This window comes from Pseudomonas sp. PICF6, assembly GCF_009831705.1.
GTDB classification, from domain to species: domain Bacteria; phylum Pseudomonadota; class Gammaproteobacteria; order Pseudomonadales; family Pseudomonadaceae; genus Aquipseudomonas; species Aquipseudomonas rhizophila.
On record NZ_WUUD01000022.1, the window covers coordinates 70,150 to 95,012 of the forward strand.

At 60.1% G+C, this 24,863-nt stretch carries 25 protein-coding genes; 5 read left to right on the plus strand and 20 right to left on the minus strand.

The features are described 5' to 3' along the window. Positions 1 to 170: 170 nt before the first annotated feature. Together GSM73_RS14625 and GSM73_RS14630 are read right to left on the minus strand one after the other, a co-directional pair. Complete coding sequence (locus GSM73_RS14625; RefSeq protein ID WP_107322026.1) at positions 171 to 1,100, minus strand: electron transfer flavoprotein subunit alpha/FixB family protein; 930 nt, start codon at positions 1,098 to 1,100, stop codon at positions 171 to 173. 1 nt (position 1,101) lies between these two features. Further along, positions 1,102 to 1,851 (minus strand): electron transfer flavoprotein subunit beta/FixA family protein, encoded by a 750-nt coding sequence (locus GSM73_RS14630; RefSeq protein ID WP_160893054.1) that lies wholly within the window; start codon positions 1,849 to 1,851, stop codon positions 1,102 to 1,104. Positions 1,852 to 2,397: 546 nt separating this feature from the next. Between GSM73_RS14630 and GSM73_RS14635 the strand changes: the two genes are divergently transcribed. Beyond that, a complete protein-coding gene (locus GSM73_RS14635; protein WP_139049472.1) occupies positions 2,398 to 4,062 on the plus strand; it encodes an electron transfer flavoprotein-ubiquinone oxidoreductase in 1,665 nt (554 codons plus the stop codon). Positions 4,063 to 4,245: 183 nt separating this feature from the next. On the opposite strand, the gene GSM73_RS14640 is transcribed toward GSM73_RS14635, so the two are convergent. Further along, positions 4,246 to 5,136 (minus strand): AraC family transcriptional regulator, encoded by an 891-nt coding sequence (locus tag GSM73_RS14640; protein WP_160893056.1) that lies wholly within the window; start codon positions 5,134 to 5,136, stop codon positions 4,246 to 4,248. A gap of 179 nt (positions 5,137 to 5,315) precedes the next feature. Here GSM73_RS14640 and GSM73_RS14645 point away from each other — a divergent pair, with 179 nt between their 5' ends. Continuing rightward, the gene (locus GSM73_RS14645) at positions 5,316 to 6,368 is read left to right on the plus strand and encodes an NAD(P)-dependent alcohol dehydrogenase (protein WP_047228223.1); all 1,053 of its coding nucleotides are present in this window, start codon (positions 5,316 to 5,318) and stop codon (positions 6,366 to 6,368) included. 6 nt (positions 6,369 to 6,374) lie between these two features. Here GSM73_RS14645 and GSM73_RS14650 read toward each other — a convergent pair whose 3' ends face one another. The 5 genes from GSM73_RS14650 to GSM73_RS14670 all read right to left on the minus strand — a co-directional run bounded on the left by GSM73_RS14650 (position 6,375) and on the right by GSM73_RS14670 (position 11,556). Beyond that, positions 6,375 to 7,178 carry an IclR family transcriptional regulator gene (locus GSM73_RS14650; RefSeq protein WP_013693986.1) on the minus strand — a complete coding sequence of 268 codons (804 nt, stop codon included), beginning with the start codon at positions 7,176 to 7,178 and terminating at the stop codon, positions 6,375 to 6,377. A 59-nt stretch (positions 7,179 to 7,237) separates the two neighbouring features. Then, positions 7,238 to 8,548, minus strand: a complete 1,311-nt coding sequence (locus GSM73_RS14655) for an MFS transporter (RefSeq protein ID WP_047228222.1) — start codon at positions 8,546 to 8,548, stop codon at positions 7,238 to 7,240. A gap of 188 nt (positions 8,549 to 8,736) precedes the next feature. Continuing rightward, positions 8,737 to 9,885, minus strand: coding sequence for a galactonate dehydratase (gene dgoD, locus GSM73_RS14660; protein ID WP_047228221.1), 1,149 nt, complete (start codon positions 9,883 to 9,885; stop codon positions 8,737 to 8,739). A 49-nt stretch (positions 9,886 to 9,934) separates the two neighbouring features. Continuing rightward, complete coding sequence (locus tag GSM73_RS14665) at positions 9,935 to 10,555, minus strand: 2-dehydro-3-deoxy-6-phosphogalactonate aldolase (protein WP_047228220.1); 621 nt, start codon at positions 10,553 to 10,555, stop codon at positions 9,935 to 9,937. Positions 10,556 to 10,572: 17 nt separating this feature from the next. Continuing rightward, positions 10,573 to 11,556 carry a 2-dehydro-3-deoxygalactonokinase gene (locus tag GSM73_RS14670; protein ID WP_076383839.1) on the minus strand — a complete coding sequence of 328 codons (984 nt, stop codon included), beginning with the start codon at positions 11,554 to 11,556 and terminating at the stop codon, positions 10,573 to 10,575. Between the two features lie 187 nt (positions 11,557 to 11,743). Between GSM73_RS14670 and GSM73_RS14675 the strand changes: the two genes are divergently transcribed. Next, a complete protein-coding gene (locus tag GSM73_RS14675) occupies positions 11,744 to 12,376 on the plus strand; it encodes a glutathione S-transferase family protein (RefSeq protein WP_076383838.1) in 633 nt (210 codons plus the stop codon). A 5-nt stretch (positions 12,377 to 12,381) separates the two neighbouring features. Here the strand turns inward: GSM73_RS14675 and GSM73_RS14680 are convergent, their stop codons facing one another. Continuing rightward, the gene (locus GSM73_RS14680; RefSeq protein WP_047228217.1) at positions 12,382 to 12,864 is read right to left on the minus strand and encodes a GNAT family N-acetyltransferase; all 483 of its coding nucleotides are present in this window, start codon (positions 12,862 to 12,864) and stop codon (positions 12,382 to 12,384) included. Between the two features lie 179 nt (positions 12,865 to 13,043). Between GSM73_RS14680 and GSM73_RS14685 the strand changes: the two genes are divergently transcribed. Both GSM73_RS14685 and GSM73_RS14690 read left to right on the plus strand, forming a co-directional pair. Next, the gene (locus tag GSM73_RS14685; RefSeq protein WP_047228216.1) at positions 13,044 to 13,385 is read left to right on the plus strand and encodes a hypothetical protein; all 342 of its coding nucleotides are present in this window, start codon (positions 13,044 to 13,046) and stop codon (positions 13,383 to 13,385) included. Positions 13,386 to 13,451: 66 nt separating this feature from the next. After that, the gene (locus GSM73_RS14690; protein ID WP_160893058.1) at positions 13,452 to 13,832 is read left to right on the plus strand and encodes a Rho termination factor N-terminal domain-containing protein; all 381 of its coding nucleotides are present in this window, start codon (positions 13,452 to 13,454) and stop codon (positions 13,830 to 13,832) included. A gap of 178 nt (positions 13,833 to 14,010) precedes the next feature. Here GSM73_RS14690 and araH read toward each other — a convergent pair whose 3' ends face one another. The 11 genes from araH to GSM73_RS14745 all read right to left on the minus strand — a co-directional run. Then, positions 14,011 to 14,979 (minus strand): L-arabinose ABC transporter permease AraH, encoded by a 969-nt coding sequence (gene araH / locus GSM73_RS14695; protein WP_076383836.1) that lies wholly within the window; start codon positions 14,977 to 14,979, stop codon positions 14,011 to 14,013. A gap of 9 nt (positions 14,980 to 14,988) precedes the next feature. After that, positions 14,989 to 16,533 carry an L-arabinose ABC transporter ATP-binding protein AraG gene (gene araG / locus GSM73_RS14700; RefSeq protein ID WP_047228213.1) on the minus strand — a complete coding sequence of 515 codons (1,545 nt, stop codon included), beginning with the start codon at positions 16,531 to 16,533 and terminating at the stop codon, positions 14,989 to 14,991. 75 nt (positions 16,534 to 16,608) lie between these two features. Then, entirely contained in the window at positions 16,609 to 17,613 is a 1,005-nt protein-coding gene (locus GSM73_RS14705) for a substrate-binding domain-containing protein (protein WP_160893059.1), read from the minus strand. A 175-nt stretch (positions 17,614 to 17,788) separates the two neighbouring features. After that, positions 17,789 to 18,607: an SDR family oxidoreductase gene (locus tag GSM73_RS14710; RefSeq protein ID WP_047228211.1), complete on the minus strand. Its 819-nt coding sequence runs from the start codon at positions 18,605 to 18,607 to the stop codon at positions 17,789 to 17,791. Between the two features lie 226 nt (positions 18,608 to 18,833). Further along, positions 18,834 to 19,709 (minus strand): SMP-30/gluconolactonase/LRE family protein, encoded by an 876-nt coding sequence (locus tag GSM73_RS14715; protein WP_160893061.1) that lies wholly within the window; start codon positions 19,707 to 19,709, stop codon positions 18,834 to 18,836. Further along, on the minus strand, positions 19,706 to 20,452 hold the full coding sequence (locus GSM73_RS14720; RefSeq protein WP_047228209.1) for a FadR/GntR family transcriptional regulator: 747 nt from the start codon (positions 20,450 to 20,452) through the stop codon (positions 19,706 to 19,708). Before GSM73_RS14720 ends, GSM73_RS14715 begins: the two co-directional genes overlap by 4 nt. Before the next feature lie 168 nt (positions 20,453 to 20,620). After that, positions 20,621 to 21,181, minus strand: a complete 561-nt coding sequence (locus tag GSM73_RS14725; protein WP_160893063.1) for a DUF1285 domain-containing protein — start codon at positions 21,179 to 21,181, stop codon at positions 20,621 to 20,623. A 16-nt stretch (positions 21,182 to 21,197) separates the two neighbouring features. Further along, the gene (locus tag GSM73_RS14730; protein ID WP_047228207.1) at positions 21,198 to 21,803 is read right to left on the minus strand and encodes a DUF4823 domain-containing protein; all 606 of its coding nucleotides are present in this window, start codon (positions 21,801 to 21,803) and stop codon (positions 21,198 to 21,200) included. Between the two features lie 185 nt (positions 21,804 to 21,988). Then, entirely contained in the window at positions 21,989 to 22,957 is a 969-nt protein-coding gene (locus GSM73_RS14735; protein ID WP_047228206.1) for a GTP 3',8-cyclase MoaA, read from the minus strand. Between the two features lie 138 nt (positions 22,958 to 23,095). Next, a complete protein-coding gene (locus GSM73_RS14740) occupies positions 23,096 to 23,734 on the minus strand; it encodes a TetR/AcrR family transcriptional regulator (RefSeq protein WP_003204240.1) in 639 nt (212 codons plus the stop codon). Positions 23,735 to 24,118: 384 nt separating this feature from the next. Beyond that, positions 24,119 to 24,863, minus strand: a 745-nt coding sequence (locus GSM73_RS14745) for a TatD family hydrolase (RefSeq protein WP_160893146.1), incomplete at its 5' end; no start/stop codon positions are given.

Consider the following 24,863-nt stretch of genomic DNA (forward strand, 5'->3'; position numbering starts at 1 on the left):
TTGCCGGCGGCGACAGACAGACCTGGCACGACGGCCAGCGCCCACAGCAACGACACGCCAGCCAAACGGCGAAGATCCATGGCGATATGCTCCCCTTGCAGTGACAACAACGTGCAGATAATAAAAAACCCGGCCAAAGGGCCGGGCTCTTTATAAGTGAAGACGCCGGATTAGACCAGCTTCTCCAGCTCAGGGATGGCTTCGAACAAGTCCGCTACCAGGCCATAGTCAGCCACCTGGAAGATCGGCGCTTCTTCGTCCTTGTTGATCGCGACGATCACCTTGGAGTCTTTCATGCCGGCCAGATGCTGGATCGCGCCGGAGATACCGACGGCGATGTACAGCTGTGGCGCAACGATCTTGCCGGTCTGGCCGACCTGCATGTCGTTAGGTACAAAACCTGCGTCGACCGCGGCGCGGGAAGCACCGACGGCAGCACCCAGCTTGTCGGCCAGGGCGTACAGGTGTTTGAAGTTGTCGCCGTTCTGCATGCCGCGACCGCCGGAAACGACGATCTTGGCAGCGGTCAGTTCCGGACGATCGGACTTGGCCAGTTCTTCGTTGACGAAGCTGGAGATACCGGCGTCGTGAGCAGCAGCCACCGCTTCAACAGCAGCGGAGCCACCTTCGGCGGCAACCGGGTCGAAACCGGTAGCACGTACGGTGATGACCTTGACCGCAGCATTGGACTGCACGGTAGCAATGGCGTTACCGGCATAGATCGGGCGCTTGAAGGTGTCGGCACTTTCCACCGAGATGATCTCGGAGATCTGGTCGACGTCCAGCGCAGCGGCAACGCGCGGCAGGATGTTTTTGCCGTTGGACGTGGCGGCAGCCAGGATGTGGCTGTAGCCCTTGCCCAGCTCGGCCACCAGCGGTGCAACGTTTTCCGGCAACTGGTGCGCATAGGCAGCGTTGTCGGCCGACAACACTTTTGCCACACCCGCGATTTTCGCAGCGGCTTCAGCCACGGCGCCAACGCCTTGACCGGCCACCAGAACGTGGACATCACCACCGATTTTCGCAGCGGCAGCAACGGTGTTCAGCGTGGCCGGAGCCAACGCCTTGTTATCGTGTTCGGCGATTACCAAGATAGTCATGTCAGATTACCTTCGCTTCGTTTTTCAGTTTCTCGACCAGTTCAGCCACCGACTTGACCTTGATGCCCGCGCTGCGTGCAGCCGGCGCTTCGACTTTGAGGGTCTTGTTGGTGGAGGTGGTGGAAACGCCCAAAGCGTCCGGAGTCAGCACTTCAAGCGGCTTCTTCTTGGCTTTCATGATGTTTGGCAGGGACGCGTAGCGCGGCTCGTTCAAACGCAGGTCGGTGGTGACGATGGCCGGCAGTTTCAGGGAAACAGTCTGCGCGCCGCCGTCGATTTCGCGAGTCACGGCAACGCTGTCGCCGGACACTTCAACTTTGGACGCGAACGTGCCCTGACCGTAGCCGCTCAATGCCGCGAGCATCTGGCCAGTCTGGTTGTTGTCGCTGTCGATGGCCTGCTTGCCGAGGATCACCAGCTGTGGCTGTTCCTTGTCGACAACGGCCTTGAGCAGCTTGGCCACGGCCAGGGAAGTCAGGTCTTCGGCGGATTCGACGAGGATGGCGCGATCAGCACCCAGCGCCAGCGCGGTACGCAGTTGCTCCTGGGCAGTGGTCGGGCCGATGGAGACGACGACGATCTCAGTCGCCACGCCTTTTTCTTTCAGGCGTACGGCTTCTTCTACGGCGATTTCGCAGAAAGGGTTCATCGACATCTTGACGTTGGCGAGGTCGACGCCGGAGTTGTCCGCCTTGACGCGAACCTTGACGTTATAGTCGACCACTCGTTTGACAGCTACAAGAACCTTCATGGATTCCTCGTTACTCTCCGGTGAAAAGAAAGTCGCCTAGGCGAACCTGGCGGTTGATGCTCATGGGCGCAAGGGCACCTCTAAAAACGCCGGCATGAACCACACATGACCTTGCTCACGGGAGTGAAGACCGTTCGTCAGTGATGACCGACGAGTCATTCATTATCGTGGCGTGTAAACTGCGCGTCCGAACCACGCAATACGTCACTTTGTGCTGCCTTCGCCCTGTCTTTAGAGGTGCTCTTGGAACCAACAGTCAGCCTACGGCGAGCGCAAAACCGCCCGTATCTTGACCGGAACGCCCATTCCGGTCAATACGGCAAAATGGTCAGTCATAAGCCGTACGTCAGTGATTTATCTGGCCTGCGGCTATTTCAAACAAACGTTTGTATTGGACCCTGAGAGTGGTGTAGATATAATGCGCCGCTTAAGAGAGAACCGCGGGTCATTCATTGCCGCTTTCGTCGATTTCGCGAAGCAGATCGTGGATGCAACGCCAAACCTCCAATTAGAAAAAACTGTTGAGCCTTGAGTAGGAGATAGCCTGTGGAACGCGAATACATGGAATTCGACGTGGTCATCGTCGGTGCCGGCCCCGCTGGCCTGTCTGCCGCTTGCCGACTGAAACAGAAGGCCGCCGAAGCCGGTAAGGAAATCAGCGTCTGCGTGGTCGAAAAAGGCTCCGAAGTCGGTGCGCACATTCTCTCCGGTGCGGTATTCGAACCCCGCGCCCTGAACGAATTGTTCCCGGACTGGAAAGAACTCGGCGCACCGTTGAACACGCCCGTCGTGCGCGATGACATTTTTGTCCTGAGAAACGCCGAGACCGCGAGCAAAATCCCTGACTTCTTTGTGCCCAAGACCATGCACAACGAAGGCAACTATATTATTTCCCTGGGCAACCTGTGCCGCTGGCTGGCTCAGCAGGCCGAGAACCTGGGCGTGGAAATCTACCCGGGCTTCGCCGCCCAGGAAGCGCTGTTCGACGAGAACGGCGTCGTACGCGGGATCATTACCGGCGACCTCGGTGTCGACCGTGAAGGCAAGCCGAAAGAAGGCCTCTACACCCCTGGTATGGAACTGCGTGGCAAATACACGCTGTTCGCCGAAGGCTGCCGTGGTCATATCGGCAAGCAACTGATCAAGCGCTTCAACCTGGACAGCGACGCCGACGCCCAGCACTACGGCATCGGCCTGAAGGAAATCTGGGAAATCGACCCGGCCAAGCATCAACCGGGCCTGGTGGTGCACACCGCCGGCTGGCCGCTGGACATCATGGGCACCGAAAATACCGGGGGCTCTTTCCTTTATCACCTGGAAAACAACCAGGTGGTCGTCGGCCTGATCGTCGATCTGTCCTACAGCAACACTTTCCTGTCGCCGTTCGACGAGTTCCAGCGCCTCAAGCATCACCCGGTGCTCAAGCAGTACCTGGAAGGCGGCAAGCGCGTCAGCTATGGTGCGCGTGCCATCTGCAAGGGCGGCCTGAATTCGCTGCCGAAAATGGTCTTCAAGGGCGGCGCGCTGATCGGATGCGACCTCGGCACCCTGAACTTCGCCAAGATCAAAGGCAGCCACACCGCCATGAAGTCCGGCATGCTCGCCGCCGAAGCGGTGGCCGATCGCCTGTTCGCCGAATCCGAAGGCGGCGATGAACTGACCGCCTACGTCGACAGTTTCAAGAACAGCTGGCTGTACGAAGAGCTGTTCGCCAGTCGTAACTTCGGCCCAGCGATTCACAAGTACGGCGCTATCATCGGCGGCGGCTTCAACTGGCTCGACCAGAACATCTTCGCCGGCAAGCTGCCGTTCACCCTGCATGACACCAAACCGGACTACGCCTGCCTGAAACTGGCGGCTGACTGCAAAAAGATCGACTACCCGAAACCGGACGGCAAGATCAGCTTCGACAAACTCAGCTCGGTGTTCATCTCCGGTACCAACCATGAAGAAGAACAGCCCTGCCACCTGAAGCTGACCGACCCGAGCATCCCGATCAGCAAGAACCTGCCGCTGTATGACGAACCGGCCCAACGCTATTGCCCGGCCGGGGTGTACGAAGTGGTGACCCAGGAAGACGGCGAGAAGCGCTTCCAGATCAACGCCCAGAACTGCGTTCATTGCAAGACCTGCGACATCAAGGACCCTGCACAGAACATCACCTGGGTTTCGCCGGAAGGCGCCGGCGGGCCGACTTACCCGAATATGTAAGCCGATTCGCTGAACATCAAGGCTCCCGACATGGGGGCCTTTTTGTTGCCTGCGATTCTGTCAACCACACCGAACCCATGTGGGAGCGAGCCTGCTCGCGATAGCGGCGCGTCAGTCGACATTCATCTTGAATGACAAGGCGCTATCGCGAGCAGGCCCGCTCCCACAAGGAATCCTGAGTGATCAAGCGACGCGCTCTTCCCCGGGACTGCGCTCGAAGTAACGCTTGTACTCCCGGCTGAACTGCGACGCACTCTGATACCCCACCTGGTGCGCAACCTGGGCCACGCCCATGCCCTCGATCAGCAGCAACCGCTGAGCCTTGAGCAGACGCAGTCGTTTGAGGTACTGCACCGGCGACAACAGCGTGCTGCGTTTGAAATGTTCATGGAAGGTCGAAGCACTCATGTTCGCGCAACTGGCCAGCGTCTCGACGTTCAACGGCTCGGTGAAATGCGCGTGCAGATGGCTCAGGGCAGCGGCAATCCGGGCAAACTGTCCTTGCTGCTCCACCAGCGCGCGCAGCACGTCGGCCTGGGGCCCGCGCAAGGCGACAAACAGCAGCTCCCGCAGCCGCGCCTGCCCCATGACCTGGCATTCCAACGGATCGTGCAGGCAGTGCAACAAGCGCTCGACACATCCACGCATGGCGTCATCGAGCACCGCACACGTCATCGACTCCGGGGTCTGCGGCGCAAGGCTGCGCCCCGGCACCAGTCCCATGGCCAGCACCAGCTCCCCCAGTATCGCCCGATCGATTGCCACGGAAACCCCCAGCAACGGAGCATTGGGCATGGCGTAGGTTTCGCATTCGAACGGCACCGGCAGCGCCTGGATCAAATAATGCCCCGCACCGTACTCCAGCGTGCGTGGCCCCAGGAACGCCAGTTTGCTGCCCTGGACAATGATCACCAGACTCGGCTCGTAGAGCTGTGGACCACGGGCAACGTCCTGGCTGGCCCTGAGCACCTGTACGCCCGGCAACTGCGTGGGCAAGAATCCGTCGCGGGTCGCCAGGGGTTCAATCAGCGAGACCAAAGGGGCATTGGCATCAAGATGACGGGTCAACAACATGGGAAAAACTTCACGAAAAAAGGGATGAAAGCATCATCGCAGGTCTAATGCTTCGTAGGATCAAACCATAGTCAATGTCGGAGGAATAGGCACGACACGCGTAGGAATCGCCATCGCCGCGAAGCGACATGACTCCCACAATGGTCCACCTCACCGTTCACTGCTTAGCGAGGTCCATTATGTACACTGCTATCGGATATGCCGCCCAATCGGCCACCACTCCCCTCGCCCCAATGAAGTTCGAACGCCGCAGCCCGCGAGCCGACGATGTGGCGATCGACATTCTCTACTGTGGCGTATGCCATTCCGACATCCACCAGGCCCGCAATGAATGGGGCATTGCCGTTTATCCGTTGATGCCCGGCCATGAGATCGTCGGAAAAGTCACCGCCGTTGGTGCGAATGTCACCCGCTATAAGATTGGCGACCTGGTGGGCGTTGGCTGCATGGTCGACTCCTGCCGCGAGTGCGAAGCCTGTCGCGCTGACCTGGAACAATACTGCTACCAAGGCATGACGCAGACCTACGCCAGCCCGGACCGTATCAGCGGCGGCCACACCATGGGCGGGTACTCCAACAGCATCGTGGTCAGCGAACACTTTGTGCTGCGCATCCCGGAAACCCTCGACCCGGCCGGCGCCGCACCGATTCTCTGCGCTGGCATCACCACCTACTCGCCCCTCAAGCACTATGGCGTGAAAGCCGGTGACAAGGTCGGCGTGCTGGGCATGGGCGGCCTCGGCCACATGGGCATCAAGTTCGCCAAGGCCATGGGCGCGGAAGTGACGCTGTTCACCCGCTCGGCGAGCAAGGCTGAGGAAGCCCGACGCCAGGGCGCCGACCACGTGATCGTGTCTACCGACGCAGAACAGATGGCTGCTGCCGCCGGACATTTCAACTTCCTGCTGGACACCATTCCGGTGCAGCACGACCTCAATCCCTACCTCGACACCTTGCGTTTCGACGGCGTGCATATCCTGGTGGGTCTGGTCGAGCCGATCGATCCGCCGGTACACGCGGCCAAACTGATCATGGGCCGTCGGGTCCTGGCCGGCTCGCTGATCGGCGGTGTTGCCGAAACCCAGGAAGTGCTGGATTTCTGCGCCGAACACAACATCAGCTGCGACATTGAAATGCTCGACATCCGCCAGATCAACGAGGCCTACAGCCGCATGATCGCAGGCGACGTGAAGTACCGCTTCGTCATCGACATGGCGACGCTCAAAGCCTGACGTTCGTCAGACCTTCGCGCCTAGTTCCGCCGACAGCCGGGCTGTGACCCCTTTGACCAGGGGAATCAGCTCGGCCATTTTTTCCAGCGGCATATACGGTACGGTGCTGGCGATGCTGATACCGGCGACGATGCGCTTGCCGGCGTCGCGGATCGGCGCCGCCACGCAACGAATCGACGGCTCGTTGTCTTCCAGATCGAAGGCATAACCACCCGCTACATACTCCACCATCCGCTGCTGGAACTGCTCCCAGGATTGCTCCTGATGCTGGGGCCAGAACTGATTCTTCCCTCCCGCCGGCAAGCTGATTTCATACAGCCTTTTCCATTGTTCCTGAGAATCATCGAGCATCAGCGCCTTACCGATCCCGGTACGCGCCAGCGGCATGCGATGGCCCACGCGCGAACGCATTTCCGGGCCATTGCGCCCTGGATTTTTCAGCAGGTACAACACCTCGTCGCCCTCGCGAATCGCCAGGTGAACAGTGTCACCGGTGAGCGCCGACAACTCGTCCAGGTACGGCCCCGCCAGGCTCACCAGCGGCAACTCTTCCCGGGCCTGAAAACCCAGCTCGATCAGCTTCGGCCCCAACAGATAACCCACTTGCGGCACCACCCGCAGGTAGCGCTCATCCACCAGGCAACTGGCCAAACGATGGGTGGTGCTGCGAGTGGTGCCGATCAACCGGGCGATTTCCTTCAGGTCACGGGCGCCGCTGGCGACCGCCTGGACCACACCCAGACCACGCAGCAGTGTCTGGGTGCCTGTGGGCGCCGCGTCCTTGGTGATTTTTGGATCGTCTTGCTGCATATCCGGCCTTCAACAGTGAGCGGGGAACGGGCGGCATTATGGTCGCCCGCCCCGTCGGACTACAACTCGATGCGCTCGACCTTCCCTACCAGCAGGATGTAGGACAGCGCGCCAATCAACGCCAGCACGGCGATATAGGTGATGGCTGGGGCAAACGAATCGCCGCTGGCGAGGAAACCGATGACGATGGGCGTGGCGATGGCCGCCAGGTTACCGATGAAATTGAACACCCCGCCCGTCAAGCCAAGCAACCGCGCGGGCGCCAGGGTCGAGACCAGCGACCAGGTGATCGACGCCAGGCCATTGCCGAAAAACGCCAGGGCCAGGAAAGCGATCACCAGCGGTGTCGACTCAACGAAGTTGGCGCCGATGATCGCCGTAGAGATCAGCAGCCCGCCGATGATCGGCAGTTTGCGGGCGAACCCCACCGTGGAACCGCGACGGATCAACCAGTCGGAGAAGAACCCGGAACACAACACACCGACAAACGCGGCGAGGAACGGCAATGACGCCAACAGGCCGGACTTGATGAAGTCCATGCCGCGATATTTCACCAGGTAGGTCGGGAACCAGGTCAGAAAAAACCACAGTGTGGAATTCAGGCAGAACTGGCCCAGGTAAATGCCCCACAGCTTGCGCTGGGTCAGGACGATACCCAGGTCCGCCCAACTGAACTTGGCCTTGGCCTTGGCTGTATCGGCCTGGATATCCACCAACCCGCCGCCTTCGCGGATCAGTTCGATCTCGGCGGCGTTGACCCCTTTGAAATCCCGCGGTTCGCGATACACCGCGTACCAGATCACCGCCCAGATGATGCCCACCGCGCCCGTGGCGACAAATACCATGTGCCAACCGAAGGCGTGTTGCAGCCACGCCAATACCGGCGTCAGGAAGGCCAGCCCGACGAACTGCCCCGAGGTGTAGAAACCAATGGCCGTGGCCCGTTCGCGCTCAGGAAACCAGGTGGTCACCACGCGGCTATTGATCGGGTAGGCCGGTGCCTCCAGGGCGCCAACCGCCATGCGCAGGACGAACAACGCGATGAAGCTGGCGGCAAAACCGAGCATCACCGTGGCCACCGACCACAGCAATAGTGCAACGCTATACAGAATACGCGGGGGCACCCGATCCACCAGCCAGCCGCCGGGGATCTGCATGGCGGCGTAGGTCCAGCCGAACGCCGAGAAAATCAGCCCGACGTGGATCGGATCGATGCCCAGCTCACTGGTCAGCGCGGGGGCGGCGATCGAAAGGTTGCTGCGGTCCAGGTAGTTGATCACCACGGTGATAAACAGCAGGACCATGATGAAAAAACGCTTGCGGCTGGGCGTCACCAACGACGCTTGCGCGCTCAGGGTGTGCGCTTGCATGTGAGGTGCCTCTTTTTATGTTTATTGAGGAATCGGGGACGTTGAGCGGATCTCCCAGCAGGGGAGATCAAATGTGGGAGCGAGCCTGCTCGCGATGACGGTGTGTCAGTTGACTCATGTGCAGCGGACAAATCGCCATCGCGAGCAGGCTCGCTCCCACAAGGGGATCGGGTGAAATCAGAACCCACTCACCACTCAGCAAAACTGCCATCGGCATGCCGCCAGATCGGGTTGCGCCAGCGGTGGCCGATGGCGGCGCGTTCGATGACGTACTCCTCATTGATCTCGATGCCCAGGCCTGGACCGTTAGGGATTTTCACGAAACCCTTGTCATAGTCGAACACCCGCGGATCCTTGATGTAATCCAGCAGGTCGTTGCTCTCGTTGTAATGGATGCCCAGGCTCTGCTCCTGGATGAACGCGTTGTAGCAGACCGCATCCAGTTGCAGGCACGCCGCCAGGGCGATCGGGCCCAGCGGGCAGTGCAGTGCCAGCGCCACGTCGTAGGCCTCGGCCATGTTGGCGATCTTGCGGGTTTCGGTGATGCCACCGGCGTGGGACGCATCCGGCTGGATGATGTCCACGTAACCTTCGCTGAGCACCCGTTTGAAATCCCAGCGCGAGAACAACCGCTCGCCCAGGGCAATCGGGGTGCTGGTCAGCGGCGCCAATTCCTTCAGGGCTTCGTAGTTCTCACTGAGCACCGGTTCTTCGATGAACATCAGCTTGTACGGATCGAGCTCCTTCATCAGCACCTTGGCCATCGGCTTGTGCACCCGACCGTGGAAGTCCACGCCAATGCCGACGTTCGGCCCGACTGCATCCCGTACCGCCGCGACATTGGCCAGGGCCAGGTCGACCTTTTCAAAGGTGTCGAGAAACTGCAGTTCTTCGGTGCCGTTCATCTTCACCGCCGTGAAACCCCGCGCCACGGCTTCTTTCGCCGCTCGGGCGGTGTCCGCCGGGCGGTCGCCGCCGATCCACGAATACACGCGGATCTTGTCGCGTACCTGCCCGCCAAGCAAATCGCTGACTGACACGCCCAGGGCCTTGCCCTTGATGTCCCACAACGCCTGGTCGATACCGGCCAGGGCGCTCATATGAATCGCCCCGCCGCGGTAGAAGCCGCCGCGATACAGCACGGTCCAGATGTCTTCGATGTTGCGTGGGTCTTTGCCGATCAGGTAGTCGGACAATTCCTCAACGGCGGCCGCCACCGTGTGGGCGCGGCCTTCAACCACGGGTTCGCCCCAACCAGTGACGCCTTCGTCGGTTTCGACCTTGAGGAAGCACCAGCGCGGCGGAACGATAAACGTGGTCAGTTTGGTGATTTTCATCTTGTTGTCTCTCTTATCAGATGCAGCGCGCGGGGCGCTGGAAAAGTCGTCAGTTCAAGGCATTCCACGCGGCCACGTAGGCCTTGGCGCGCACCGCCACTTCGTCAGCCGTCAGGCCCGGCTTGAACAACCCGGAACCCAGGCCGAACCCCTTGACGCCGGCCTCGACGAACACCGCCATGTTGTCCGGGGTAATCCCGCCCACCGGCACCAGCACGGTTCCGGCCGGCAATACCGCGAGCCACGCCTTGACCACCGCCGGCCCCATTTGCTCGGCAGGAAACATCTTCAACACATGGGCACCTTCGGCCAGTGCAGCAAAGGCTTCGGTGGGCGTGGCGACGCCGGGCGAGAGGTACAAGCCCGCGGCTTTCGCCGCCCGCAACACCTTAGGATCGCTATGGGGCATAACGATGACTTGACCGCCGGCGGCTTTCACTTGCTCGACCTGTTCCGGCGTGAGCACCGTGCCGGCCCCGATCAGGCAATCGGCGGGTAAGGTACTGCGCAGGATGCGGATACTTTCGTACGGCTCGGGAGAATTGAGCGGTACTTCGATGACGCGAAATCCGGCGCCATAAAGGACTTCGCCGATAGCGGCGGCCTCCTCCGGACGCAGACCGCGCAAAATTGCGATCAGCCCGTTGTGCGCCAGTGCTTGTGTGAGCATGTCAGACCTCCAGTCGTTTAACGCGATGCGGTGGAATCGAGCAGCCCGGCCGCCACGGCCAGTTGCCACAAACCACGTTCGGTGGCCTGTTCGGCCAGGGACACCCGGGCAAAACCGCAGGCATCGAGGGCCCGTTGATAACGGACGCAGAGTTGAGAATTGCCGATCAACACCACCGTCGGCAGATGAATGGTGTCGCGCCGTCGGCGTTGCACGGTAGCCAGGGCCGTCAGCTCATGACCGATCAGGAGGCCGGAAAGGTAATCCGCCTGGGCGCTGCCACTGAGTTCGCCAGTCAAGCCCAGACTGCGGGCACTGAACACGGTGGACAACGGGCCGATCTGGCCGTCCACCGACAACGCCACCTGCACGCCGCGATCAAAAGCCAGGCTATCGAACGCCGTGCCACGTTGCTGGGTGCGGCCCAGAATGCTGTGGTCACTGAGCACGGCGAAGATCTCGCCGGTCATGAACGTATCGAAATGCACGATGCAACCGTTGGCCACTTCCACCCATTTCGAATGGCTGCCGGGCAAGCCGATCAGTACCGCTTCATCCGGCAGGCTGTGCAAGGCGCCAAGCACTTGGGTTTCTTCGCCGCGCATGACATTGGGTAACCGCGAACGCTGGATCACCCCCGGCACGATGTGCACATCGACACCGCGAAGACTACGAATGATTTGTAGGGAATGTCCGAGATTGGCGACGTTGGCGGGTGTGTCGCAGTAAGGCGCTTCGCGCCAGCCCTGGGCGCTGCCGACCATGCCGCAGGCGATCACGGGCAGGCCTGGCTGGGCGTCGAGCCAATCGCCGCACGCCTCGTCGAAGGCCAGTTCAAAACCGTCGATGCACACCTGACCGGCCACCGTTCGCGGCCCGGAGGGCAACTGCATGATCCCCGACGACAGCGAACGCTGTTCGAGCACCTCGCCCCCGGCGGCGAGTTTGTAAGCCCGTAATGAGGTGGTCCCCCAATCGAGCGCAATCAATTGCGCCTGCATCCGTTTCACCTGTTTTGTTTTTTGGCAGTGAGTGCACGGACTATAAACCTGGGCGCAACAAAATCTCAATATATAAATATCACTCCCATATATTGGGATTAAATACATCGACGACAAAGCCAATCGCCATTCGCCCAAGACCCTGCTACGTTTCTGATCGGACGCCAAACAACTCAGGGAAAAAGGGATGGGACAACAGTTGAAAATCCTCGGCCGCACTTCTTCGATCAACGTCAGAAAAGTGTTGTGGACCTGTCAGGAGCTGGAGATCGCCTACGAGCGCGAAGACTGGGGCATCGGCTTTGCCTCGACCCATGACCCCGAGTTTCTGGCGCTCAACCCCAACGCCCAAGTGCCGGTGATCATTGATGAAAACGGTGTGCTGTGGGAGTCCAACACCATTTGTCGCTACCTTGTGGGCAAGCATGGAGGCAACGATCTACTGCCCGTCGAACCGGCCGCGCGCGCCCGAATCGAACAGTGGATGGACTGGCAAGCGACCGAACTCAACCCGTCATGGGGCTATGCGTTTCATGCATTGGTGCGCAAGAACCCGGAGTTTCAGGACCCACAACGCATCGCCGCCGGGGTCAAAGGCTGGAACGAAAAGATGGGGTTGCTGGAGGATCAGTTGAGCCGCACTGGCGCCTACGTGGCCGGTGCGGATTTTTCCCTCGCGGATGTGCTCATCGGTCTGTCGGTGCATCGCTGGCGCCAGACGCCCATGGAACGCCCGGACTACCCGGCCGTGGCCGCATATTGCAAACGACTCGAACCACGACCGGGGTTTGCCGAGTGGGCATCCGACGCCCACTCATGAAGTGCTCAATTGCCGTTAGCGAAATCCCGTAGCACCTTGCCGTCCATCCGGTAGCGCACCCACTCTTCCTGGGGTTGCGCGCCGAGGGACTTGTAGAACTCGATCGCCGGCGTGTTCCAGTCCAGCACGCTCCACTCGAAGCGGCCGCAGTCGTTGTCGCAGGCAATTTTCGCCAGGTGACGCAGCAGCGTCTTCCCTGCCCCGCCGCCGCGCTGGTCAGGCGTGATGTACAGGTCTTCGAGGTACAGGCAGTTGCTGCCCAGCCACGTGGAATAACTGAAGAAAAACACCGCATAACCGATGGGCACGCCATCACGCAGACAGATCAGTCCATGGGCAGTGGAGCCCTCGCTGAACAGGCTGCGCTGAATGTCCGTCACGCTGGCGATGACTTCGTGGCGGGCCTTTTCGTAATCGGCAAGTTCAGTGATGAAGGCAAGGATTTGAGGCGCATCGCTGGGTTGCGCAGGACGAATCTGGATCGACATGAACGGGCCTTGTAGCCAATTGAAAGCGCCATACTAAGCCGCCACGCTGCGCTCGTCACACCTCGAAGACAAATTTTGAGTGACGGTCCCTACGGCACCATTCGTCGCCTGTCAGGCACAAACCCGGATTCAGGACAGCCCAAAATCAGGCAAGCATTCTAAAAAATGGAGGCGACACCATGATCTCATCAAGGCTGACTGCATTCACATTCGCCACGCTGCTATCTTCGGCGGCTTTCGCAGCCACCACCGACGGCACCGGTCCGACCGATCCGGTACAGGCGCCCAATTCCCCCGCAACCGAAGGCATGCCCAAGCTGAACACCGATGGCACCGGTGGCGGCCTGAACAATGGTCAGCCTCCCGCCAACGGCACCGATCCGCGGGTGCAGGGCAATGATGCGGGTCGTCAGGGCGGCATGAATACGCCGGACTCCAATACCCCCGATAACGCCGAAACCGGCACGGGCTCGAAAACCACCACCGGCGGGTCGGGTTCCGAGGGCGGCGCCAGCCAGTAACCCCCAGGGAGCGAGCGACGCGCTCCTGGCGGGTGGCTCTGCTCACACACTTGAGGAGAGATTCCCATGCCTCGTGGAAGCAAAGACAAATACACAGCCGAGCAAAAGCGCAAAGCCGAACACATTGAAGCAAGTTACGAGAAAAAGGGTTTGTCCGAGGACAAGGCCGAGGCTCGTGCTTGGGCGACGGTCAACAAGCAGTCTGGCGGTGGCGAACGCTCCGGTGGGTCGGGGAAGACAAAACCGGCAGCAGAAAAGAAAACCGACCGCAAGGAATCGGCCCGTCGCGCAGCCAAGACCCGCGAGGGTCAGCCGCGCACCAGCAAGGCCTCCCGCGCGACCCAGACTGTGGATAACCTGATGAAAGAGGCCCGGGCGAAGAACATTCCCGGACGTTCGAAGATGCGTAAGCAGGAATTGGTTGAAGCGCTGCGCAAGGCCGGTTGATCGCTGGCGTCAGGGATGACGCCATCGCGAGCAGGCTCGCTCCCACAGGGTCCTGCGCCGTACTGGAGTTCGGAGCCTCCCACAGGGGGATCTGCGCCGTGCTCGGGTTCGGAATCCGGCACAGATCCTGTGGGAGCGAGCCTGCTCGCGATTGGGTCCAGCCCGGTCGGGGCAGATTTCAGCGTTGTTTCATTCGATCGATCACCACCGCCAGCAACAGGATCGAGCCACGGATGACGTACTGGTAGAAGGTGTCGATGTTCTTCAGGTTCATCGCGTTTTCAATAATCGCCAGAATCAGCACCCCGGCGATGACATGGCGAATCATGCCGATACCGCCGCTCAACGACACCCCGCCCAACACGCAAGCCGAGATCACGGTCAGTTCAAAGCCCTGGCCGATCATCGGTTGGCCCGAGGTCATGCGTGAGGCCAGAATCACACCCGCCAAGGCACCGATCACACCATGCACGGCGAAGATGATGATCTTGGTCCGATCAACGTTCACCCCTGCCAACAACGCCGCCTCCTGGTTGCCACCAATGGCCATGGTGTTGCGCCCGTAGGTGGTGTAGTTCAACAACCAGCCGAAAAACAGAAAGCAGACAATGGTGATCAGGATCGGCACCGGCACGCCGAACATCTGGCCGTTACCGAACACGAAGAACGATTCCTGGGACACGCCCACCGCCTTGCCATTGGCAAAGATGTAGGCCAGGCCCCGGACGATCTGCATGGTCGCCAGCGTAGTGATCAACGCATTGACCCGTAGCTTGGCAATGACGATGCCATTGATCAGCCCGACGATCAGCCCCATCACCAACGCGGCGCTGACGCCGAGGAACACGCTGTTGGTGTCACGCATCACCACCGCCGCGACCACACCGGCACAGGCAATCACCGAGCCCACCGACAAGTCGAAGTGCCCGGAAGCCAGGCAATACAACATGGTGCAGGCCGCGATGCCCGTGGTGGAAATCGCCAGGCCCAGGCCTCGCATGTTCAGGGGTGACAGGAAGTTGTCGATCATCAGGGTGCAGAGCACAAAGATTGCGACAGCCGCCAGCAGCATGACCCAGTCGTCCAGGAAGCGCCGCAGATCCAGGGGTTTGCGTGCCGTTGGCAGTGCATTGTTTTGAATGGTCATGTTTACCTCTCAGTTCGCCGCGTCGGCAACGCGTTGGCGTGGCAGCGCCAGTTGCAGCAGGTTGGATTCGTTGGCCTGGTCACGCGGCAGCTCGCCGCGCATAACCCCTTCGCAGAGCACCAGGATTCGGTCGGATATGCCCATCACTTCCATCAGATCGCTGGACACCACAATCACCGCAATGCCATCGGCCGCCAGGTTGTGGATGATCTGATAAATCTCGGCCTTGGCGCCGATGTCGATACCGCGCGTGGGCTCGTCCAGCAACAGGACTTTCATCGGCATCGACAGCCAGCGACCGAGAATCGCTTTCTGCTGATTGCCGCCAGACAGGTACATGATTTTCTGACCCGCCGATGGCGTCTTCACTTTCAGCGCCTTGATCTGCTTGTCGGCGTTACCCCGTTCCCAGTCGCCCCGCAACAGGCACCCCAGGGTGGAATGGGCGCCGCGAGCGCTGATGTTGATGTTCTCGCCCACGCTGCCCAACGGGATGATGCCTTCCTTCTTGCGATCCTCCGGGCAGAGCAACACGCCCGCGGCAATGGCATCCCGGGGTGAACGCAGTTTCAACTGCTGGTCATGCAGAACCAGCCGCCCGTCAGTTTGGCGTTCCAGCCCACTGAGCAACCGCAGCAACTCGGTACGGCCGGCACCCACCAGCCCGAACAAGCCGAGGATTTCACCTTTATGCACCTGGAAACTCACCGGCTCCCGCAGGCCCGGGCCGAGCAGCCCCTCGACCTGCAACGCCACATCGCCGCGCTCGCGGGGACGGTAATCGTAGATGTCCTGAATGTCGCGACCGACCATGCAGGTGACCAACTGATCGTGGGTCAACTCGCTCATGTTCTCGAAGGTATGCACATAACGGCCGTCCTTGAACACCGTGACCGCGTTACAGATGCGGAACACCTCTTCCATGCGGTGGCTGACATACAGCACCACTTTGCCCTCGTCCCGCAGGCGGGTGATGATCGCCATCAGGCGGTCGATTTCCCGCGCCGAGAGGCTGCTGGTGGGTTCATCGAAGGCAATGACATGGGCGCCACGGGACAAGGCCTTGGCGATTTCCACCAGTTGGCGCTGGCCGAGGGACAGGCGACCGACTTTTTCCTGGGGGTCGATTTCGTCGGCCAGACCTTTGAGCAACGCCAACGCCTGCTGGCGCAGTTGCCCACGATTGACCAGACCGAAACGGGCCGGCAAATGCCCAAGGAACAGATTTTCGGCAACGGTCATTTCCGGCACCAGGTGCAGCTCCTGGTGGATCACCGCCACGCCGCTGGCAATGCTGTCGGCGGTGCCTTTGAAAGCCATCGTCTGCTCGCCGATCTGCAGGTCGCCGCTGCTGGGGATGTAGGCACCGCCGAGGATCTTCAGCAACGTGGACTTGCCCGCGCCGTTCTCGCCCATCAAAGCATGGACCTGTCCCGGATGAGCAACGAAACTGATATTGGCCAGCGCCTGCACACCGGGAAAGGATTTACCAATCCCGTTGAACCGCAAGCTGCCGCCCATGTTGTGTTGCTGTGTCGCTGTTTGCGCTTGCATAACCACCTCGAACTCACAGAGATCAAGCGGCCCCGGCACTCGTCAGGCCAGGGCCGCTTTTGAATCAACCGACCATCAGTTCCACAGGCCGATCTTCTCCAGTTCTTGCTTGAAGTTCTCCCGAGTGATCAGCGTCACCTCGTCCATGGCGGTGTACTTCGGTGGCTCTTTGCCGGTGGTGATCCACTCGTACATCATCTCGGCGGTCTTGTAGCCTTCGATGTGCGGGCTTGGCAGCATCGAACCGAAGAAACCGCTGTTGGGTTTTTTCAGTTCGCCGATGGCGTCGGTGCCGTTGATGCCGATCCCGATCACATTGGCCGCGTTGAACCCGGCGCTTTCGGTGGCGCGCACGCCGCCCAGCACTGTGTTGTCGTTCATGCCGCCGATGATCAGGTTTTTCGCCCCGCTGGGCAGTTTCACCAGGGCCGAGTTGGTGGCGTCCATGCTGCCCGGCACGTCGAGGGTTTTCAGCGCGGAATAAAGGATGTGATCGTCTGGAAAGCCGGCCTTCTTCAGGGCGTCGACCGAACCGTCGGTACGTTTCTTGCCCGTATCCAGCTCGTTGTAGGTGTTGATCACGGCATAGGTGTCTTTCCAGTCCCAACCGCGCTTTTTCGCCTCAGCGGCCATCGCGTCGCCTTGCTTCTGGCCCACTTCGAACGCGGCCATGCCCAGGTACGGCACGTCTTCCATGAACTTGCCATCGGAGCCGACGAAGCGGTCATCCACGGCAATCACTTTCATGTCATTGAGTTTGGCCTTGGCCACGATGGCCGGGCCGAGAGCCACGTCCGGTGGGCAGATCACGAAGCCCTTGGCGCCGTTAGCGGCGAGGCTGTCGATGGCCGAGAGGGTCTTCTCGCCGTCGGGCACGGCGATCTTGATCACCGTGAAGCCCCGGTCCTTACCGGCCTTTTCGGCGAACGCCCATTCGGTCTGGAACCAGGGTTCTTCGGCCTGCTTGACCAGAAAACCGATCTTCACTTCTTCGGCCGCCAGCAAGGTGCTGCTGAGGCTGACGGCAGTAACCGCCAGGGCGGCACGGCACAGGGAACGGATCCCACGACGATGATTCATAGCTGTCTCCTTGTTTTTTTTATTGAAAGCCAAAACGTCCAGGGCCCTGCTCCAACATCAGTGGAAATGCGCAGGCTGGGCGGTCAAACATGTTGCTGTACAGCATAGGTCCAAATAGTCATATCGTATGATGATTGGATTACAGGCGAAGTTTCCGACTGAAATCCCGAAATATTCAGTCGTGGTACATGACCGAACGTCCACCATCGATGGTGATGCACGAGGCGTTGATGAAAGGTGCTTCATCGCTGGCCAGGAACACCGCCGTCATTGCCACTTCGATCGGCTGGCCGATTCGGCGTGGCGGGTGCAGATCCAGCGCACGCTGGCGTTCGGCATGTGGATCGGCGAAGCCGTTCCAGTAGTCGATATTCAATTGGGTTTCGATGTAACCCGGCGCAATGGCATTCACCCGCACACCTTTGGGCGCGTATTCGATACCCAATGCGCGGGTCAGGCCGAGCAGTCCGTGCTTGGCCACCGGGTAAGGGAAACAGCCGGGAATGATGTGGGATGAATGAGTCGAGGCGATATTGATGATGCTGCCCCCGCCTTGCTCAAGCATCTGCGGCAACACAGCCTTGCAACCGTACCAGGCGCCATCCAGGTCGATGGCGAAACAACGCCGCCAATCTTGCTCGGTCATTTCCAGCGGGTCACGAAATACGTTCACGCCCGCGCAGTTCACCAGAACGTCGATGCGACCGTGCAGCTCGACGGCACGACGGGCCATGGCATGCAGGTCCTGCTGGTTGGATACATCGGCTTTGAGTGCCTGCACATCCGCCCCGCGTTCACGCCAGAGGGCTGCGACTGTCTCAACCTTCTCGGCCTGGATATCACTGATGACCAAGCGTGCCTGCTGCGAGGCGAACGCGGCGACGATCGCCTCGCCAATGCCTTGGGCAGCCCCGGTCAGCAGCACAACTTTGTTTTTCAGGCGTTCGCCTTTCGGGGGTTCGGGCATCGGTAACAAGGACAGGGTGTGGGCCATGACTCAAGACTCCTGTCCGCAAGCACGACAAAAACCGGACATCCAGAGATGACCGGTCGAAAGGCTTTTGGAATCGCGTACGCCGTCGGGCGGTACGGAGGAAGATCGTTGCATCACTTCACCTGTCTTGTTTTTTTAGTGTGAGTGCGTGTCGCTGATGGGACCGACTATAAACCCGCTCGCCAAATAATCTCAATATATATATTTACATCCCATATTTTGGGATTTAGCCCGCAAACCGCGTACAAGCCACACCGGGTACATCGACTCGCATCGACAACACCGCGCCGTCGAGTGGATGGTTAAGTGGGCTCGCCGCACTGGTGATGTACAGTGTTTTGAGGTCCTCACCACCAAACACACAGCTGGTGGGACGACTGACGGGCAGCTCGATCATCCGATCAACCTGACCTTGCGGGTCCAGTCGCAGCAGGCAGCTACCGTCCCAGCGAGCATTCCAGACATAGCCCCTGGCATCCATTGCCGAGCCGTCGGGGCCGCCACGCGGGTGAGGGCCAAACCAGACCTCGGCGGGGGCCAGGCTGCCGTCGGGATAAATGAAATGTCGGTAAAGCGTGCCGTCGAGACTTTCGCCGAAATACACCGTAGTGCCGTCAGGACTCCATAACAGCGTGTTGGGAATGCCCCGATCGCGCAGCAGCGGCATGACCCGGCCATCGGCGCCAATGCGAAACAGGCCCCCGAATCGTCCTTCAATGGGCAGGTCTTCTGCGTTTTCGCCGATGTTGTTCTGCATGGTGCCGAGCCAGAGCTGGCCCAGGGCATCGCAACGGGCCTCGTTGGCGCGATTCCCTGGCCGGGGATCGGCCATGCACAGCAATTTCAGGTTCGGTTCCAGTCCCGGCGAATCCAGATCGAGTCGATAGACACCGCTGCTCAGGGTCACCAAGGCGTCGCCGCTTTGTGTCGGAATGAAAGCGGACACATGCTCGGGCATCTGCCAGATTTGCACATTCGCGCCGATCAGCCGCAGCGCCTGTTTACCGGCAATGTCGACCCAATACAGTGCTTGGGTCGGCTCGTCCCAGAAGGGGCCCTCCCCCAATATCGCCCGGTGTTCCGTCACAGCCGTCCACATCATTGAACACTCCTGTTTCCTGCTTGCCCGGCAATCTCTGTCCGCCCGGCCATGACGTTAGGGTAAAAACGCTTGATCGCCAGGTCAGCGTTATCGATCAAGGTCATGCAGGCCCAGACGCCCCGCGCCGCGTCACGGGCAGCGATGGCTTCGGCGATATCCTTGTGGATCGGCAACGTGCGGCGCAGCTCATCCGGGTCGGCGGCGGACACCTCGAACGACACCGCCAGCAGCGCGCCCAGGGCCGGGACCATTTGCTCAATAAATTGATTGTGGCTGGCAGCGAGGATGCACTCATGGAAGAACTGGTCGGCACGGTTGTAATCGGCCCCGCTGTCCACCGCCCGCTCCAGGGCATGGTAGGCCAGGCGGATCGCCTGCACCTGATCAGCCGTCGCTCGCTCACACGCCCAGCGCACCGCCATCGGTTCGATGGTACGCCGCAGGTCCAGCAGGTCATCGACGAAATTTTCCGGCAGCCCACTGCGCGACAGCCAACCGACCACCTGCGGGTCGAACAGATTCCAGCGACGCACCGGCAGCACCCGTGTCCCGACTTTCGGGCCGACTTCCAGCATGCCTTTGGCCACCAGGGTCTTGATCGCTTCGCGGATCACCGTGCGGCTGACGCCCAATTGCTGGCCGAGGTCGGCCTCAACCTTGATGGTCTGCCCAGGCTTGACCTGACCGGCGGCTATCCAGCCCCCCAGCCAATCGACGGTCGATGCGTGAAAACTGCTGGACATGAACACCCCGGGGCCACTTTCTATAGAGGCCCAAACTAATCATCATATGATTGGGTGTCAATTTGAATTTTACGGCTTCACCCGGGTGGGAGCGAGCCTGCTCGCGATAGCGGTGGATCAGTTAAGACAAGGTTGGCCATGCTGCGAGCAGGCTAGCTCCCACAGGGATCAGGGTTCCAGGCCTATCGGGAAAAATACCCCACCACTCCATACCCCCAACCACCTCTGCCCGTCGATCTCGCGACTGACCGCCAGCTCCACCAACTGGTAGAACACATTGCGATGGATCAGCGCTTCGAGGTTGCTGCGTACGTGCACGTAGGGCGCGGGTTCCTGGGTTTGCGGATCGATCACCACCCGCATCGGATGTTCGCCGCCGGCCTCAGTGGTTTCCTCGACGTTGGTGGTGAAGCGCAGTCGCTGCTGCTCACCCTGCCCCTCAACTTCCAGGGTCACCGCTATAAAGGGTGCATCGTCGACCTTGATGCCAACTTTTTCCACAGGAGTGATCAGGAAGTAATCATCGCCGTCGCGGCGGATGATAGTGGAGAACAGCTTGACCATCGGCTTGCGCCCGATTGGCGTACCCAGGTAATACCAGGTGCCATCACGGGCGATGCGCATGTCGATATCGCCGCAGAAGTCAGGATTCCACAAGTGGACTGGCGGCAAACCTTTGGTCTTGGGGATCTGCCCCAGCAGGTCATTGGCTTTTTGCGGTCCGCTCATTGTGACTCCTTGAATGTTACTGGTCGCTCACTCCCAACAGGCTGCGGGCATACTCGCGCAAAGGGGGAGCGATCAGGTCTTCTGGCTGTTTGTCGTGCAACGTCAGTAAACCGCCACGACTCTTGATGCGTGCAGTATCAATCAAATACTGGGTGCTGGTCTCGATCAACATGATTTGAATGACGCTGGTGTCGACACCCAAACGGTCCACGGCCTCTTCATCCAGCCATTCGTCGGTGTTGCCGATACGGTTGTCGGCCTTGGCGAACCGCGTATACAGCAAGTAGTGAGCACCGGCGGCTCGGGCTTCGCCCATGGCCTGGTCCAGACCCTCGGGAACCCGGGCACGACGCACCATGGGGAAATACTCGATGAAACCGTTGAAGGCCTCTTCGGCGACGACATTGGGCCGCGGGTAGGCACTGCCGGGAGGCGCGAAGGCACCCTGAGCAATGTAGATGAACGAATCCGGCTGGATGCGCAGGTTATTCACACGCCGGCTGTCGCTGTGGTCCAGCAAACCGGCGTCGCTCATGTGGTAGCGAACGCCCTCCCCCATGTCGCTGACATTCATGCAGCCACCGAGCGCCAAAACGGCCAGCAGCAAAACCAGGCTACGCATCCTACCCTCCAAAAACCGGTGACGGAAAACCGGCGAATGGCCATTGGATGCAGCTTTTGCGCCAGCTCATCGAAATGGAGGTGTCAGACACATCCAAGTGAAGGGGAAATTGCTATCGCGGGCAAGCCTTGCTCCCACAGGTACGGTGTTCACCTGGGAGCAAAGCTTGCCCGCGATAGCATTCGTCAACCGCCGATGATTTTCATGATGGTTGCGCCGCCAGAGAACGCCACTTCCTGCTTATCCCCCAACGCCTTGACCAGCAAGCGCTGCAGAGCCGGCAAGGCCTGATGACGGGGTTTGTCCAGCAGATCGCCGACAAAGTGTCGGTTACTCGACGACAGGCAGCCATGCAGCCAACCCGTGGAGGACAGCCGCAACCGTGAGCAGGTACGACAGAATGGCACGCTTTCGTTAGCGATCACGCCAAAATGCCCTAGGCCCGGAATTTCATAGCGCACTGCGGTGGCATCCACTGGAGCGTCGGCTTGCAGGTACTCGTACTGGTCGCCGATCAGGCTCAGCAACTGCTGAAGGCTGACGAATTGCTGCAGGAACGCGTTGGAGTCGCTGGCCAGGTGCCCCATGCGCATCAGCTCGATGAAGCGCAGCTCATAGCCGCGCTCCAGGCAGTACTCGAGCAGTGGCATCACCTGATCCAGGTTCTGCCCGCGCAACGGCACCATGTTGACCTTGATCTTCATTCCCGCAGCACGGGCCTGATCCATCCCGTCGAGCACGGTTGCCAGATCGCCACCGCGGGCGATACTGCGAAACGCCCCTGGGTCCAGGGTATCGAGGGAAACGTTGATGCGGCGAATGCCGGCATCTACCAGCAAAGGCAACTTTTTGGCCAGTAACTGACCATTGGTGGTCAGGCTGATGTCCTCCAGGCCCATCTGCCCCACCGCCGTCATGAAGCTTTCAAGCTTGGGGCTGACCAGCGGCTCGCCGCCGGTGATGCGCAGCCGCTCGATACCGGCAGCTTCGATCAGGTAGGCCACACCGCGCGCCATGGCCTCGGCCGACAGTTCATCCTGCGCAGCCACCAGCCGCTTGCCGTTGGGCACGCAGTAGGTACAGGCGTAATTGCAGGCTGAAGTCAGGCTGATTCGCAAATTGCGGAAACGCCTGCCTTGACGGTCAACGATCATGGATCACTCCGGCGAAAGAAGAATCGGACTTACGAAACTTGACCCAGAACTCAAGTTTTCGCAAGGCCCAAGCCTGAGTATATTCCTGGGACACTGCGCCATGTAAGCGGACATGGCGCAATCAGGCAGCTGAATGACTTAGCTGCTCGGAACGTCGGTGTCACGCTTGCGCTTGTTGCCCATGCGAACGCCTATGTCCATCAGGAACTGGAAGAAGCCTTCCTGGTCTTCCAGCACGTTGCTCCAGAACGGCGAGTGATACAGCGCCACCGCACCGTGCACCAACGCCCAGGCGGCGCAGTAGTGGAAATAGGGCGGCACGTCTTCGAGCTTACCTTCACTGATCCGGCCTTTGATCAGCAGGGTCAGGCGCTCGAAGTTCGAGGCGCGGATCTTGTGCAGTTCCTCGACCATCTCCGGCACTTGGTTGCCCTTGACCACCTTCTCTTCCAGACGGTCGAACAAGCGATAACGCTGCGGATCGCGCATGCGGAATTCGAAGTAGGCCCGGGACAGGGCCTCCTTGTCCTTGTCCACATCGGCCGAATGCAGCAGCTCATTCAAATCGCGCTCGTAATCAAGCATCAGGCGCAGGTAGATCTCCGCCTTGGATTTGAAATGTTTATAAATCGTGCCTTTGCCGATACCCACGGCATCCGCAATCATCTCGACGGTGACGCTGTCTTCACCCTGGTCGAGGAACAACTTGAGCGCGGTGTCGAGAATTTCCTGCTCGCGGCGACGAAACTCACGGACCTTACGGGGTTCTTTGTGCATAAGAAAAAGGTCTGAAGGGTCAAAATTCGAAGCCGAGTATTATGCCTAACTTACGCAAAAATGCACGGATCATCCGTTCCCAACCACAGTTCTTCACAAAACCGTGCAGCTCCAGCTTCCTGTCATTCGCTTCGCCGCACCGTAACGACTGGCTTTGACGGCAGTGAGAACTTATCCGAAGCGAGCGTATTCCAAATTTGTTTAAAAACCAGCCCGGCTAAACTGGACGCGTCAGCATACTGATCAATACTTGAACTGTCGGCGCGACATCTCCCCCAAGTGACGCGCCGGTAAAGGTACCAACGGACCGCGTGCCTTTGTTTTACTCCTAATGGTCTTAACCCGGATTCACCCCCCAGAACCCGGGTTTTTTTTGCCTGAAACTCAGGCAGACACCGCGCGGACATGGGCCAGCGGAAACAGCCGCTTGAAGTTCTCCGTAGTCTGCTCGGCAAATCGCTCGTAGGACTCGCCCCGCAACATCGCCAGGAACTCCGCCACTTCCCGCACGTATTGCGGAAGGTTCGGCTTGCCACGATACGGAATCGGCGCAAGGTACGGTGAGTCGGTTTCCACCAACAGGCGATCTGCCGGCACTTTGCTGGCCACATCCCGCAGCGCGTCGGCATTGCGAAACGTGACAATGCCGGACAAGGAAATGTAATAGCCCATGTCCAGCGCGGTCTTGGCCATGTCCCAGTCTTCGGTGAAACAATGCAGCACCCCCGCCTGGGGCAACGCGGCGTCACGCAACAAGGCCAGGGTATCGGCCCGGGCGCCGCGGGTGTGGATGATCACCGGTTTGCCAGTCTGTTGCGCAGCCTCCAGATGCAGCCGGAACGAAGCCTGCTGGACCTCGGCGGCTTGTGGTTCGTAGTGATAGTCCAGGCCGGTTTCGCCAATGGCGACCACCCGTGGATGGTCGAGCTCGCGCAACAGCCAATCCAGGGCAGGCGTAGCGTCGGGCTGGACGTCCAGAGGATGGATGCCGACTGAACAATCGACATCTGCATAGCGTTCGGCCAGGGCTTTGACGTCGGCGGCATTGTCGGCGCTGACGCCGATGCACAGGAAGTGACCCACACCACGCTGGCGGGCGGCATCCAGTGCAGCATCCAGGGAGCCGTCG

Excerpts from the sequence above, each read along its gene's own strand:
- GSM73_RS14625 (WP_107322026.1), bottom strand. The coding sequence starts at position 1,100 with ATGACTATCTTGGTAATCGCCGAACACGATAACAAGGCGTTGGCTCCG.
- GSM73_RS14630 (WP_160893054.1), bottom strand. The coding sequence starts at position 1,851 with ATGAAGGTTCTTGTAGCTGTCAAACGAGTGGTCGACTATAACGTCAAG.
- GSM73_RS14640 (WP_160893056.1), bottom strand. The coding sequence starts at position 5,136 with ATGTTGTTGACCCGTCATCTTGATGCCAATGCCCCTTTGGTCTCGCTG.
- GSM73_RS14645 (WP_047228223.1), top strand. The coding sequence starts at position 5,316 with ATGTACACTGCTATCGGATATGCCGCCCAATCGGCCACCACTCCCCTC.
- GSM73_RS14650 (WP_013693986.1), bottom strand. The coding sequence starts at position 7,178 with ATGCAGCAAGACGATCCAAAAATCACCAAGGACGCGGCGCCCACAGGC.
- GSM73_RS14655 (WP_047228222.1), bottom strand. The coding sequence starts at position 8,548 with ATGCAAGCGCACACCCTGAGCGCGCAAGCGTCGTTGGTGACGCCCAGC.
- dgoD (WP_047228221.1), bottom strand. The coding sequence starts at position 9,885 with ATGAAAATCACCAAACTGACCACGTTTATCGTTCCGCCGCGCTGGTGC.
- GSM73_RS14665 (WP_047228220.1), bottom strand. The coding sequence starts at position 10,555 with ATGCTCACACAAGCACTGGCGCACAACGGGCTGATCGCAATTTTGCGC.
- GSM73_RS14670 (WP_076383839.1), bottom strand. The coding sequence starts at position 11,556 with ATGCAGGCGCAATTGATTGCGCTCGATTGGGGGACCACCTCATTACGG.
- GSM73_RS14675 (WP_076383838.1), top strand. The coding sequence starts at position 11,744 with ATGGGACAACAGTTGAAAATCCTCGGCCGCACTTCTTCGATCAACGTC.
- GSM73_RS14680 (WP_047228217.1), bottom strand. The coding sequence starts at position 12,864 with ATGTCGATCCAGATTCGTCCTGCGCAACCCAGCGATGCGCCTCAAATC.
- GSM73_RS14685 (WP_047228216.1), top strand. The coding sequence starts at position 13,044 with ATGATCTCATCAAGGCTGACTGCATTCACATTCGCCACGCTGCTATCT.
- GSM73_RS14690 (WP_160893058.1), top strand. The coding sequence starts at position 13,452 with ATGCCTCGTGGAAGCAAAGACAAATACACAGCCGAGCAAAAGCGCAAA.
- araH (WP_076383836.1), bottom strand. The coding sequence starts at position 14,979 with ATGACCATTCAAAACAATGCACTGCCAACGGCACGCAAACCCCTGGAT.
- araG (WP_047228213.1), bottom strand. The coding sequence starts at position 16,533 with ATGCAAGCGCAAACAGCGACACAGCAACACAACATGGGCGGCAGCTTG.
- GSM73_RS14705 (WP_160893059.1), bottom strand. The coding sequence starts at position 17,613 with ATGAATCATCGTCGTGGGATCCGTTCCCTGTGCCGTGCCGCCCTGGCG.
- GSM73_RS14710 (WP_047228211.1), bottom strand. The coding sequence starts at position 18,607 with ATGGCCCACACCCTGTCCTTGTTACCGATGCCCGAACCCCCGAAAGGC.
- GSM73_RS14715 (WP_160893061.1), bottom strand. The coding sequence starts at position 19,709 with ATGATGTGGACGGCTGTGACGGAACACCGGGCGATATTGGGGGAGGGC.
- GSM73_RS14720 (WP_047228209.1), bottom strand. The coding sequence starts at position 20,452 with ATGTCCAGCAGTTTTCACGCATCGACCGTCGATTGGCTGGGGGGCTGG.
- GSM73_RS14725 (WP_160893063.1), bottom strand. The coding sequence starts at position 21,181 with ATGAGCGGACCGCAAAAAGCCAATGACCTGCTGGGGCAGATCCCCAAG.
- GSM73_RS14730 (WP_047228207.1), bottom strand. The coding sequence starts at position 21,803 with ATGCGTAGCCTGGTTTTGCTGCTGGCCGTTTTGGCGCTCGGTGGCTGC.
- GSM73_RS14735 (WP_047228206.1), bottom strand. The coding sequence starts at position 22,957 with ATGATCGTTGACCGTCAAGGCAGGCGTTTCCGCAATTTGCGAATCAGC.
- GSM73_RS14740 (WP_003204240.1), bottom strand. The coding sequence starts at position 23,734 with ATGCACAAAGAACCCCGTAAGGTCCGTGAGTTTCGTCGCCGCGAGCAG.